The sequence below is a fragment of the Pseudomonas oryzihabitans genome (assembly GCF_007665395.1).
In the GTDB taxonomy this organism is placed as follows: Bacteria; Pseudomonadota; Gammaproteobacteria; order Pseudomonadales; family Pseudomonadaceae; genus Chryseomonas; species Chryseomonas psychrotolerans_C.
The window spans coordinates 154,818-167,315 of the sequence record NZ_VDND01000012.1 but is presented as its reverse complement, the minus strand read 5'-3'; the positions used below and the strand labels follow the sequence as shown (position 1 = coordinate 167,315).

Here is a 12,498-nt window from a genome sequence, read left to right as displayed (position 1 = left end):
TAAGCTTGGCGGTTTTGACGAGGAGTGGCCCATGGCGGACGAGCTGTACCTGGGGACCTTTCGCGACTGCCGGCCCACCGGGGTGCCCCTGGCGACGCTGCTGCTGGCGCACGGCGCCGGGGCGGGGATGGACAGCCCCTTCCTGCAGCGACTGGCCGAGGAGCTGGCGCTCCGCGAGATCCGCAGCCTGAGGTTCGAATTTCCCTACATGGCCCGGGCCCGCGCCGAGGGCAGGCGGCGCCCACCGAATCCGGCGCCGGTATTGCTGGAGCATTGGCGGGCCGTGGTCGCCGGCTGGCGTGCGGCGGAAAGCGGACCACTGTGGCTGGCAGGCAAGTCCATGGGCGGGCGGATGGCCAGTCTGCTGGCTGATGAACTGGGAGCTGCCGGGCTGGTCTGCCTGGGCTATCCCTTTCATCCGGCCGGCAATCCCGAGCGGCTGCGCACCGAGCACCTGGCGACCCTGGCCACGCCGACGCTGATCGTTCAGGGCGAACGGGACGCCCTGGGCAACCGGGAGGAGGTGGCCGGCTATGCGCTGGCGCCGGCCATCGAGGTGCAGTGGATCGCCACCGCGGACCATGATCTCAAGCCGCTCAAGCGCAGCGGCCTGAGCCAGAGCCAGGTGCTGGCGGAAACGGCGGCGTGGATCGCCGCTTTCGTGCGGGCCAGCGGCTAGAGAACCCGGAAACCACTGGTGCCATCGCGGCGCAGCTGTTCGACCAGGCCGAACTCCCAGTCCAGGTAGGCTTGCATGGCTTCCCGCGGGGCCTCGGTCCCTTCATAGGGCCGACGATAGCGATCACGGCGGCTCGACAGCAGCCGCGTCTCGCCGCTTTCCACCGGCAAGCCGGCGGCCAGCCAGGCGGCGGTGCCACCCTCCAGCAGCAGGACGGGCCGGTCGGTGCTGGCCTGGACGTCGACGGCGGCGAAGGCGGCCAGCTGGCCGCTGCCACAGGTGAAGACATAACGCTCGGCCAGTGGTAGTTGCGTGGGCAGATCGGCGCGCAGCACCCAGGCTGCACCGGGGATATGACGCTGTACGTAGTTGGCACTGGCGGTGACGTCCAGTACCAGGGTGCCCGGCTCGGCCAGCAGTTCCTGCAGGCGGGCTACGGAAATGCGCTCCACCGGTCCAGGGGTGGGAGCGGGCGCCTGCCAGGGACCGGTGGCGCTCAGGGCAGCGGGCGGGATGTCGTCCACCACGGCCACCTCCCAGCCCATCTGCGCCAGCCAGGAGGCGCTCATGTTGGCGCGCACGCCATCGTCGTCCACCAGGGCCAGGCGCGCACCGCGCACCGGGGCGCTGTGGTCGGTTTCCTGCACCAGCTGGCCACCCGGGGTGGAGCGGGCGCCGGGCAGGTGGCCGGCGGCGAATTCCTCGGGGGTCCGCACATCGATCAGGTAGTGGGTCCGCTGGGCGTCGGCCCGCCAGGCATCCAGCTCGCTGAAGGGGAGGCGGGCGACGCCAGCGCGGTCCGCCACCTGGCGCGCACGGGTGGCGGCGGTCGCCCGGGTCGCCGGGCTCACCTCGCCGAAGCGGCGTGCCTGGCCATGTTCCAGTTGCTGCCCGGCCAGGGTCCAGCCGATGGTGCCGTTTCTCAAGGCCGCGACCGGATTGGGTATGCCGGCGTTGATCAGCGACTGGGCACCGATCAGGCTGCGGGTACGGCCGGCGCAGTTGACGATGACCCGCGTCCGCGGATCGGGTGCCAGCTCGGCGACGCGCAGCACCAGTTCGGCGCCCGGCACGCTGACCCCGCCGGGAATGCTCATGGTCTGGTATTCCTCGAAGCGACGGGCGTCGAGGATCACCACGTCGGCGTCCTGATCCAGCAGCGCCTTGACCTCCTCGGCCGGCAGCGAGGGGGTGTGGCGGCGACTTTCCACCAGCTCGCCGAAGGCCTTGCTCGGGACGTTGACGTCGATGAACAGTTCGCCAGCGCTGGCTTGCCAGCCGGCCAGGCCGCCGGCGAGCAGGGCCACGTCGGTGTAGCCCAGGGCCCGCAGGCGCTCGGCGGCGCGCTCGGCCAGGCCTTCGCCATTGTCATAGAGGGTGATGGCCACGTCGCGGCGGGGCAGGCGGGACCAGGCCTCCAGTTCCAGGCGCGACAGCGGCAGGTTGGCTGCCCACAGGGGATGGCCGGCGGCGAAGGGAGCTTCCTCGCGGACATCGAGCAGGGCGACTTCCGCGCCGGCGAGCAGGGCCTGGCGGATGTCTTCGGGCGTGCGGACGGCGGTCATGGTGTGGCGGTCTCCTGGGACAGGTCCCACAGGTTGGGCAGCTGGCGGTTGGTGTAGCCGGAGATGAAGGGCTTCTCCTGGCCATCGTCGGCATAGACGGCGCGGCGCACGGCGCCGATGTTGCCGCCATAGACGTGAATGCTGATGGAGGTGCGGTCGGCATAGGCGTTACTGACCTGATGGATATCGCCCACCTGCGGTGACACCGCTTCCACCTGGCCCGGCTCCAGGCGCACCGGCGCGCCCTCCGGCAGCAGGCGGCCATCCGGGGAGCGGGCGAAACCCTGGGCCGTCTCGGCGCCGCGCAGCATGCCGATCAGGCCCCAGGTGCGGTGATCGTGCACCGGGGTGGCCTGGCCCGGACCCCAGACGAAGCTCACCACGGAAAAGCGCTGGCGGGCGTCGGCATGCAGCAGGTACTGGCTGTAGCGGTCGGGCCGTGGTTGGGCGCAGTCCTCGGGCAGCCAGTCGTCGTGGCGGACCAGCTCGCCGAGCAGGGCGGCGCCACGCGCCAACAGCTCGGGTTCGGCGGGCTGCTCCTCGACCAGGGTGGCGAGGTCGTGCAGGAAGAGACGCAGGCGATCGAGCCTAGGGGGCATGGTGGGGCTCCGCGAAGGACGGCGGGTGGGCGTTGGCAGCCATTAAACCAGGGCTCGAGCCTTCTCCCTTAGATCCATTGGTTCTGAACTGAAAACCTAAATACGCATAATTAGATCGGTTATAAATCCGTTTCGAGCATATTAGGTTATGCGTAATCGATATTTATGGATGACGTGCGGGCGGGGTTAGGTTCTAAGCAGACCAGGGCAATACTCTCGCCCTGGCGCCCTCTTTCGCTTTCGGAGCCGCCGCATGACCGCCTTCGTCCACTCGCCCGCCAGCGTTCGCGCCCAGGTGTCCGCCGCCGAATGGGAGGCGCGGGTCAAGCTCGCCGCCGCCTACCGGCTGGCCGCCCGCGAACGCTGGACCGACCATATCTACACCCACTTCTCCCTGCGGGTGCCGGGGCCGGACGAGCATTTCCTGATCAATCCCTTTGGCCAGACCTTCGACGAGATCACCGCGTCCTCGCTGGTGAAGGTGGATATCGACGGCGAGATCGTCCTCGACCCCGCCGGGTTTGGCATCAACCCGGCCGGCTACGTGATCCACAGCGCCATCCACCGGGCCCAGCCCGAGACCCATGCGGTGCTGCACACCCATACCGCCGCGGGCATCGGCGTCTCCGCCCAGCGCGGCGGGCTGCTGATGATTTCCCAGCATGCCATGAGGTTCTTCGGCCGCCTGGCCTATCACGGCTACGAAGGCGTGGCCCTGGACCTGGACGAGCAGAGCCGCCTGGTGGCCGACCTCGGTCCGCACCAGGCCATGATCCTCTGCAACCATGGGCTGCTCACCGCCGGCCAGAGCCTGGAGGAAGCCTTCTGGCACCTCTACTACCTGGAGCGCTCCTGCGCCGCGCAACTGGCGGCCCAGAGTGGCGGCGCCGAGCTGGTGATCGCCCCGGATGCGGTGGCGCGGAAGGTCAGCGATCTCATTCCCGGCAACCTGGCGCGCGGGGCCCATGTTCGTCACTGGGAGGCGGCGGTGCGCCAGCTGGAGCGTCACGAAGGCCGGGAGTACGCCCAATGAAGCGACTGCTCGCCAGCCTGGGCCTGGCGTTGTTGCTGGGCCAGGCCCAGGCGGCGCCGGATCTCTCCGGGGTGACCCTGGTACTGGGCGACCAGGCCCGCGGTCTGCGTGCCATGATGGAAGCCGCCGGCAGCCTCGAAGGCGTGCCTTACCACTATCGCTGGGCCAACTTCCAGGGCGCCGCGCCGCTGTTCGAGGCGCAGCGCGTCGGCGCGGTGGATACCTCCTACGCCGGCGACCTGCCGGTGCTGATGGCCGCCTCCGGCGGGGTGCCGCTCAAGCTGATCGCCACCAACGTCGGCTTCCCCCAGGCCAATGGCCTGCTGGTGCAAAAGGATTCACCGATCCACTCGGTGCGGGATCTCAAGGGGCGCACCGTGGTGGTGTCCTCGGCTAAGGGCAGCATTTCCCAGCATCTGCTCTATGCCGCCCTGGAGGAAGCCGGTCTCAGGCGCGACGACGTCACGGTCAAGTTCGTGCTGCCCACCGACGCCAGCGCCGCCTTCAATGCCGGCCAGATCGACGCCTGGGCCACCTTCGATCCCTACCTCGGCATCGCCGAGCAACACGGTGCCCGGCTGCTGCGCGATGGCCAGGGGCTGACCACCGCGCTGGGCTTTCTGACCGCCACGCCGACCTCCCTGGACGATCCCGCCAAGCGCGCCGCCATCGCCGATTTCGCCGGTCGCCTGGCCCAGGCGCGGGCCTGGGCGGTGGCCCATCCACAGGACTACGCGCGGGTCTACGCCGAGCTGACGCGCCTGCCGGAAGGCGCTGCGGTGGCCATTTCCACCCGCACCTCCCGTGGCCTGCGTCCCGTGCAACCGGCCGACCTGGCCGCGGTGCAGAAGGTGGCCGATCTCTTCAGCGAACTCCAGGTGTTGCCCAAGCCGGTCGACGTCGCCGCCCTGGCCGATGCCAGTGTCTTTACCCAGGAAGCCAAACCATGACCCTCATCCGCCGTACCCTGCTGGCGCTACCGCTGCTGCTCGCCGCCAGCGCGGCCCTGGCCGCCGAGACGCTCACCCTGCGCATCGCCGACCAGAAGGGCAACATGCGCGCCCAGCTGGAAGCCGCCGACGGCCTGCGTGACCTGCCGGGTTATCGCATCCAGTGGGCGGAGTTTCCCGCCGCCGCGCCCCTGGCCGAGGCGCTCAATGCCGGCGCGGTGGACGCCGGCATCATCGGTGACGGGCCCCTGCTGTTCGCCCTGGCCGCTGGCGCGCCGGTGAAGGCCATCGCCGTGGACAAATCCGATCCCTATGGCACGGCGGTGATCGTGCCCCGCGATTCGCCGTTGCGCTCGGCGGCGGACCTCAAGGGCAAGCGCATCGCCACCGGACGCGGGTCCATCGGCCACTACATCGCCCTCAAGGCGCTGGATTCGGTGGGCCTGACCGCCCAGGACGTGAGTTTCCGCTTCCTCGGCCCGGTGGACGCCAAGATGGCCCTGGCCAATGGTTCGGTGGATGCCTGGGCGACCTGGGAGCCCTATACCGCCCAGGCCGAGCAGGTGGATGGGGCGCGGGTGCTGGTCAGCGGCCGCGGGCTCTGGGCGGGCAACAGCTTCCTGGCCGCCACCGACAGCGCCCTGGCCGATCCGGCCCGGCGCGCGGCGCTGCAGGACTATCTCGATCGCCTGGCTGCGGCCCAGCGGTGGGGCTACAGCCACCTGGACAGCTATGCCAAGACCCTGGCGCAGATCATCGGCTTTCCCGAGGCTGTGGCGCGGTTGCAGTTCGAGCGCCGCCAGCTGCATTGGGAGCCGATCGATGCCCAGGTGGTGACCGATCAGCAGGCGGCGGCGGACTTCTACCATCGCAGCGGCCTCATCCCGCAGCGGCTGGATGCCCAGGCGACCTTCGCCCAGGGTTTCCGGGTAGCGAAGCCGGACGCGTCACGGCAGGCGGCGCGGGAGTAGGGGGGTGCCAGAGGGATAGCGCGCGGTGTTGGGCTTCGCTGTGCTCAGCGCCAACCTACGATGACGGGTGAGAGCCCGGAGTGATGTTGGGCTTCGCGTTGCTCAGCGCCAACCTACGATGATGAGTTGAGAGTTCGGAGTAGGGTGGTGCTGGGTTTCGCTGTGCTCGGCGCCAACCTACGGTGATGGGTGAGAACCCGGAGGAGGGTGGACGGCGGAGTGCTCCCTCTCCCTGTGGGAGAGGGCTGGGGTGAGGGAACAGTCGCACCCATGCCCGACCTATCCATATAACTCCTCCTTATTTCAAAAATACGGAACACCCTTAGTAGGCTATAAGCCAAATTTATGGATGAGCGTTCCACGATGCCCCCACGTCTTCCCTTTACCCGCCGTCCCCTGGTCCTGGGACTCGCTGCCAGTCTGCTCGCCGGATTGGCCGTCGCGCCCCAGGCCGCCCAGGCCGAGGGCACCCTGCGCATTTCCGAACAGTTCGGCGTCGTCTACCTGCTGCTGCACGTGGCGCGCGACCAGGGGCTGATCGAGAAGCATGGCAAGGAGGAGGGCGTCGACATCAAGGTCAGCTGGACCAAGCTCTCCGGCGGTGCGGCGGTCAACGAGGCGGTGCTGTCCGGGGCGGTGGATGTCGGTTCGGCCGGGCTCGGTCCGCTGCTGACCCTTTGGGACCGTACCCATGGCCGGCAGAACGTCAAGGCGGTGGCCGGCCTCGGTGCCTTCCCCTACTACCTGGTGACCAACAATCCAGCGGTGAAGACCCTGGCCGACTTCACCGCCAAGGACCGCATCGCCGTGCCGGCGGTCAATGTCTCGGTGCAGTCGCGCTTCCTGCAATACGCCGCCGCCCAGGCCTTCGGCGAGAAGAACTGGAATCGCCTGGACCCCCTGACCGTGGCGGTGCCGCACCCGGATGCCACCGCGGCGGTGATCTCCGGCGGCACCGAGATCAACAGCCACTTCGCCAACCCGCCGTTCCAGGACCAGGAACTGGCCAGCGGCAAGGCGCACAAGGTGCTGAGTTCCTATGACGTGCTGGGGGGTGCCAATTCGCCGACCCTGGTGTTCGTCACCGAGAAATTCCGCCAGGACAACCCCAAGACCTACAAGGCCTTCCGCGAGGCGCTGGTCGAGGCCGGGCAGATCATCGCCAAGGACAAGGCCGCCGCCGCCCGTACCTACGTGAAGGTGGAGAATTCCAGGCTCGACCCGGCGCTGATTCAGAAGATCATCGAAAGCCCCGAGGTCAATTTCGACACCGCGCCGCAGAACACCCTGAAGCTGGCGGACTTCATGTACCGCATCGGTGCCATCCGCAACCAGCCCAGCTCCTGGCAGGACTATTTCTTCGTCGACACGCCCGACCAGAAGGGCAGCTGATCCTTTTCCCAAGGGTTCCACCGGACCACCGGACGAGCCCTCGACACCTCGAGGTCTCCATGGCTATTCCCCCGATTGTCCAGTGCCTGGCGCTGGTGCTGGCGACCGCCACCCTGGCGCTGACCGCCCAGGCCGCCGAGTTGCAGAAGATCCGCCTGGGCATCAACGACAGCCCCCAGAACGCCGCCCTTGAGCGCGCCGCCGAAGTGGCCCGGGAACAGGGCGTGGAGGTGGAAATCGTCGCCTTCAGCGACTGGAACACCCCGAACCTGGCGCTCGCCCACGGCGACATCGACGTCAACTACTTCCAGCACCAGCCGTTCCTGGAGAATGCCAACGCCCAGAATGGCTATGGCCTGGTGCCCATCGCCTATGGCGTGGAGAACAAGGTCGGCCTCTATTCCAAGCGGGTGAAGAGCTTCGCCGAGGTACCGGACGGCGCCACCGTGGCGGTGGCCGACGATCCGGTCAACCAGGGCCGCGGACTGCACCTCTATGCCCGCGCCGGCCTGATCCAGCTCAAGCCCGATACCGGGCCCAAGGCCAGCCTGCAGGACATCGTCGCCAATCCCAAGCACCTGAAATTCATCGAGCTGCCCGGTCCGCAACTGGCGCGGGTCCTGGATGATGTGACCCTGGCGCAGAGCTATCCCTCGCACATCCTCGCCGCCGGCACCACGGATCCCAACAGTGCCCTGCTGTTCAGCGATGACGAGGCCAATGGTCACCTCTATGCCCTGAGGTTCGTGACCCAGCCGGCCAAGGCCAAGGATCCGGCGATCCTCGCCTTCATCCAGGTGTTCCAGAATGACCCGCGGGTGCGTGAGGCCATCGCCAAGGCCTATGGCAATCCGCAGCTCTACAGCCTGGCCTGGCTGAACCGCCAGGAGGCCGCCCGATGAGCAACGCCTTGCTGAAAACCCGGGAGCCACACACGCCGGTCGAACCCCAGGCCATCGCCGCCCGGGAGCACCTGCGCCTGAGCGGCGTGCAGAAGGTCTACACCGGCGGCGCGTTGCCGGTCACCGCGCTGGCGGACATCGACCTCAGCATCGCCCGCGGCGAGATCTTCGGCATCATCGGCCGCAGCGGCGCCGGCAAGTCCAGCCTGATCCGCACCCTCAATCGCCTGGAGGACGTCAGCGCCGGCCAGGTGCTGATCGACGGCGTCGACATCGGCACCCTGGGAGGCAGTCAGCTCGTCGCGCTGCGCCGTCGCATCGGCATGATCTTCCAGCACTTCAACCTGCTGGCTTCCCAGACGGTACTGGAGAACCTGGCCCTGCCGCTCAAGGCGGCCGGGTTTCGCCGTGACGAGATCGAGGCGCGTGCCCGGGAACTGCTGGAGCTGGTGGGTCTGCAAGGCAAGGAGCGGGTCTATCCCTCGCGGCTGTCGGGCGGCCAGAAGCAGCGGGTGGGCATCGCCCGCGCCCTGATGCTGAAACCCGAGATCCTGCTCTGCGACGAGGCGACCTCGGCGCTGGATCCGGAGACTACCCAGTCGATCCTGGCGCTGTTGCAGGACATCAATCGTCGCCTGGGGCTGACCATCGTCCTCATCACCCACGAGATGGCGGTGATCCGCCAGATCTGTGACCGGGTGGTGGTGCTGGAGCATGGGCGCATCGTCGAGCAGGGGCCGGTGTGGCAGCTGTTCGGTGCGCCCCAGGCCGAAGCCACCCAGGCGCTGCTGGCCTCGCTGGCCGCCCAGTTGCCGGCGGACCTCGCCCGGCAGCTCGGCACCACCCGGCAACCAGGTGCCCGGGCGGTGCTGGAACTCCACTACGACGGCCAGGGTGTGGAACCCGACTTCCAGGCGCTGGGCCAGGCCCTCGGCGCGCCGGTGGAGCTGCTGCATGGCGGCATCGACCGGATCCAGGGCCATGCGCTGGGCCGCCTGCTGGTGGCCACCACGGCGCCCGAGCGGCGGCTGGCCGCCTTCCTCACCCAGGGCGGGCTGTTCGCCCGTGCGGAGGTGCTGGGCTATGTCTGAGTTCATGCTCAAGGCGCTGTGGAAGGCCTTCCTTGATACGCTGACCATGGTCAGCGTATCGGCGGCCATCGTCTGGTTCGCCGGCATCGCCCTGGCGGTGGTGCTGGTCACCACCGGGCGCGGCGCCATCTTCGCAGCACCCACCCTCAACCGGGTGCTGGGCACGGTGATCAACGCCTTTCGCGCCACGCCCTTCATCATCCTGCTGGTGGCGCTGATCCCGCTGACGCGGCTGATCACCGGCACCACCATCGGCGTCTGGGCGGCGGTGGTACCCATCACCCTCAGCGCCACGCCGTTCTTCGCCCGCATCGCCGAGGTCAGTCTGCGCGAAGTCGGCGGCGGCGTGATCGAAGCGGCCCAGGCACTGGGTTGCGAGCGCCGCCACATCGTCTTCAACGTGCTGCTGCCCGAGGCGTTGCCGGGGATCATCGGCGGTTTCACCGTGACCCTGGTGGCCATGATCGGCGCCTCGGCCATGGCCGGTGCCATCGGTGCCGGCGGCCTGGGCGACCTGGCGATCCGCTACGGTTACCAGCGCTACGACACCCAGGTGATGGCCGTGGTGATCGCCATCCTGGTGGTGCTGGTGTGTGGCATCCAGTTCATCGGCGACCGCTACGTGCGGCACCTGCGGGCGCGCTAGCTCAGGCGCGTGAGATAGGGCGGCAGTTCCGGGTCGGCGAGCACCGACAGCACCTTGAGCCGTTGCAGGGTGCGGTCACGGCCGCGCAGCAGGTGATTGCGCAACTGGCTGGCGGCCGACTCGGGGCTGCCCACCAGCAGGGACTCCAGCACCAGGCGGTGCTCCACCAGGACCGCCTCGTCCAGTGGCGTACCGAGCGACTGGTGGAAGATGCGCGACACGTTCAGCGGGCTCTGGCTGTGGGTGATCAGCTGGGCCAGCTTGCGGTTGCGCAGACCGGACAGGCAGCGGCCGTGCAGGTCCGCCTCGATCCGCTCCACGGCGGCCCAGGAAGAGGGCGCCGGCTGGCCGGCCAGCGCCTCCAGGCGTTCGAGCATGGCCAGCAGCTCCGCGCGCGGCAGCCCGGGTGCGGTCTGCAGCAGCGCCTCGGGTTCCAGCAGCGCGCGGATCTCGTAGTCGTCGCGGATGGCCTGGGCGGTGAGGGGGCCGGCCAGCCACTGCCCATAGGGCTCCTTTTCCACCAGGCCGCGATCGCGCAGGCGCATCAGGGCTTCGCGCACCACGCTGCGGCTGACCCCCAGGTGGTCGGCCGCCTGCTGCTCGTCCAGGCGGAAATGGCCGAAGAGCATGGCATGGCTGACGCAGGCGGCGATCTCGTCGCCGACCCGCTCACCCAGGGAACGGGTGTCGATCAGCGCCTCCTCGTCGTCCAGCCCCAGCAATTGCCGGGTCAGCGGTTGCCGCTGGGGTTCGCCCGCGGTACCGGCCGGATCGATCAGATAGCCACGGCCCTCGAAGCGGCGGATCAGGCCCTCATCCTGCAGCAGCGTCAACGCCTGGCGTACCGGCACCCGGCTGGTACCGAACAACTGGGCCAGGGGCGCTTCCACCAGCACCAGCCCCGGCGCCGCCCGCCCCGCCAGGATGGCTTCGCGCAGGGTGCTGCGGATCATCACGTAGCGCGCGGCGGTACGGCTGTCATCGGTGGGGGCGGGGACTTCTGCCGACATCAGGGGCCTTCCGAGGGGGAGATGAGAATTGTGGCACAGGCCAGCGGGCTTTCGCGCGTTACCGGGCTGGCAGGCCCCGCGCACGGTAACGGGGCGGGCGTTACTTCTTTGCACAAAAATGGATCTATTTAATTTAAGTACATTTTTACTTTCAGGGCTTTTGGCTGCGCGGGGTGCCTGGAAGTGCCAAGCCGCGCGCGCTTTTCAGTTATCGCCGCGAAACTGGCACAAAGCCTGCTCTGTTAAACGTATCTATTTATAAAATATACGTTTAAGGAGGGGTCGTGGCACCATCCCAAGCCCTGGCACTGGATGCGGTTGGTCTCGGGGAGGCCTATGCCGCCGGTACCCTCGATCCCTTGACGGTGTTCGAGGCGTGCCTGGCGCGCGCCCAGGCGTCTGCGGCGGTATTCATCACCCTGACGGCGGAACGGGGTCGCGCCGAGGCCCTGGCCGCGCGGGAGCGCTGGCGGTCCGGCACCCCTTGGTCGCCGCTGGACGGGGTACCCCTGGCCTGGAAGGACTTGTTCGATCTGCAGGGTGAGGTCACCACCTGTGGCGCCGAGCTGCGGCGTTTCGCGCCGCCGGCCGAGCGCGATGCCGAGCTGGTGCAGCGCCTGGGCCAGGCCGGCCTGGTCAGCCTGGGCAAGCTCAATCTTAGCGAGTTCGCCTATTCGGGCGTGGGTCTCAATCCTCACTTCGGCACGCCCGCCAATCCGTGCGTGCGCGGCGAAGTGCGCATTCCCGGGGGCTCTTCGTCGGGCTCGGCGGTGGCCGTCGCCGCGGGCATCGTGCCTCTGGCGCTGGGCACCGACACCGCCGGCTCGGTACGCCTGCCGGCCGCGCTCAACGGCCTGGTCGGCTATCGCCCCAGCCTGGGCCGCTATCCGGCTGCCGGCATCTTTCCGCTGGCCGCTTCCTATGACGTCCCTGGCCCGCTGGCGCGCAGTCTGCGCGATGTACGGCTGCTGGATCGGTTGCTGGTGGGCGGCGCCGAGCGTCCCCTGCCGGCGGCGAGCGCCGTGCGCCTGGTGCTGGACCTGAGCGTGCTGGAAGACCCTCGGGTGGAGCCGGCCGTGCGGGCCAATCTGCTGGCCGCCGCCGAGCGCCTGGCCAACGCCGGGGTGACGGTGGAGCGCCGCACCCGTACGGTCTTCGCCGAGGCCCTGGATGTTCTCGCCGAAGAGGGCTGGCCAGGCGCCCAGGAAGCCTTTGAGCTGCATCGCGGGCTGCTCGACAGTCCCCTGGCGGTACGGCTGGACCCGCGGGTGCGCCATCGTCTGGAGCGGAGCCGCGGCCTGTCGCCCGAGCGGGCTGCGGGTCTGCGGCAACGCCGGGATGAGTTGCGCGTGCGCTTCGCCGTGGAATTCGCCGACGCCGTGCTGCTGGTGCCCACCGTGAGCCGGGTGGCGCCGCCACTGGCGCCGCTGGCAGCCGACGCTGAGCTCTTCGCCGCCACCAACCTGGAACTGCTGCGCCTGACCATGGCCGGCAGCCTGCTCGGTGCGCCCGGGGTGTCCCTGCCCAGCGGCCGCGCTGACCAGGGCTTGCCCACCGGCCTGCTGCTGGTGGCTCCGGCCGTGGCGGACGAACGCCTGCTCGATACCGCCAGCGTGGTGGAAGCCCTGCTCGACGCCTGACGTTCCGCGGTGGCGGGGGC

The 12,498-nt window shown here is 68.9% G+C and carries 12 protein-coding genes; 9 read left to right on the top strand and 3 right to left on the bottom strand.

Features of this window, described 5'->3' with window-relative positions:
- Positions 1-31 precede the first annotated feature (31 nt).
- Complete coding sequence (locus tag FSV73_RS21430) at positions 32-679, top strand: alpha/beta family hydrolase (RefSeq protein ID WP_145011204.1); 648 nt, start codon at positions 32-34, stop codon at positions 677-679.
- Here FSV73_RS21430 and FSV73_RS21425 read toward each other — a convergent pair.
- Together FSV73_RS21425 and FSV73_RS21420 are read right to left on the bottom strand one after the other, a co-directional pair.
- A complete protein-coding gene (locus FSV73_RS21425; protein WP_145011201.1) occupies positions 676-2,244 on the bottom strand; it encodes a rhodanese homology domain-containing protein in 1,569 nt (522 codons plus the stop codon). The two genes, FSV73_RS21430 and FSV73_RS21425, sit on opposite strands and share 4 nt — an antisense overlap.
- Positions 2,241-2,843 (bottom strand): cysteine dioxygenase, encoded by a 603-nt coding sequence (locus FSV73_RS21420; RefSeq protein ID WP_145011198.1) that lies wholly within the window; start codon positions 2,841-2,843, stop codon positions 2,241-2,243. Before FSV73_RS21420 ends, FSV73_RS21425 begins: the two co-directional genes overlap by 4 nt.
- A gap of 253 nt (positions 2,844-3,096) precedes the next feature.
- Between FSV73_RS21420 and FSV73_RS21415 the strand changes: the two genes are divergently transcribed.
- The 7 genes from FSV73_RS21415 (at position 3,097) to FSV73_RS21385 (ending at position 9,828) form a co-directional block, all read left to right on the top strand.
- On the top strand, positions 3,097-3,876 hold the full coding sequence (locus FSV73_RS21415; protein WP_145011195.1) for a class II aldolase/adducin family protein: 780 nt from the start codon (positions 3,097-3,099) through the stop codon (positions 3,874-3,876).
- Positions 3,873-4,826, top strand: coding sequence for an ABC transporter substrate-binding protein (locus FSV73_RS21410; RefSeq protein ID WP_145011192.1), 954 nt, complete (start codon positions 3,873-3,875; stop codon positions 4,824-4,826). The genes FSV73_RS21415 and FSV73_RS21410 overlap by 4 nt, the downstream gene beginning before the upstream one ends.
- A 5-nt stretch (positions 4,827-4,831) precedes the next feature.
- Positions 4,832-5,797 carry an ABC transporter substrate-binding protein gene (locus FSV73_RS21405; RefSeq protein WP_145011263.1) on the top strand — a complete coding sequence of 322 codons (966 nt, stop codon included), beginning with the start codon at positions 4,832-4,834 and terminating at the stop codon, positions 5,795-5,797.
- A gap of 363 nt (positions 5,798-6,160) precedes the next feature.
- Positions 6,161-7,189, top strand: a complete 1,029-nt coding sequence (locus FSV73_RS21400) for an ABC transporter substrate-binding protein (RefSeq protein WP_145011189.1) — start codon at positions 6,161-6,163, stop codon at positions 7,187-7,189.
- Positions 7,190-7,248: 59 nt separating this feature from the next.
- Positions 7,249-8,091, top strand: coding sequence for a MetQ/NlpA family ABC transporter substrate-binding protein (locus FSV73_RS21395; protein ID WP_145011187.1), 843 nt, complete (start codon positions 7,249-7,251; stop codon positions 8,089-8,091).
- Positions 8,088-9,182, top strand: coding sequence for a methionine ABC transporter ATP-binding protein (locus FSV73_RS21390; RefSeq protein ID WP_145011184.1), 1,095 nt, complete (start codon positions 8,088-8,090; stop codon positions 9,180-9,182). The genes FSV73_RS21395 and FSV73_RS21390 overlap by 4 nt, the downstream gene beginning before the upstream one ends.
- The gene (locus FSV73_RS21385) at positions 9,175-9,828 is read left to right on the top strand and encodes a methionine ABC transporter permease (RefSeq protein ID WP_145011181.1); all 654 of its coding nucleotides are present in this window, start codon (positions 9,175-9,177) and stop codon (positions 9,826-9,828) included. Before FSV73_RS21390 ends, FSV73_RS21385 begins: the two co-directional genes overlap by 8 nt.
- Here the strand turns inward: FSV73_RS21385 and FSV73_RS21380 are convergent.
- Entirely contained in the window at positions 9,825-10,838 is a 1,014-nt protein-coding gene (locus FSV73_RS21380) for a GntR family transcriptional regulator (protein ID WP_145011178.1), read from the bottom strand. The genes FSV73_RS21385 and FSV73_RS21380 overlap by 4 nt on opposite strands.
- 284 nt (positions 10,839-11,122) lie before the next feature.
- On the opposite strand from FSV73_RS21380, the gene FSV73_RS21375 reads away from it, so the two are divergent.
- Complete coding sequence (locus FSV73_RS21375) at positions 11,123-12,478, top strand: amidase family protein (RefSeq protein ID WP_145011175.1); 1,356 nt, start codon at positions 11,123-11,125, stop codon at positions 12,476-12,478.
- The last annotated feature ends 20 nt before the right edge of the window (positions 12,479-12,498 follow it).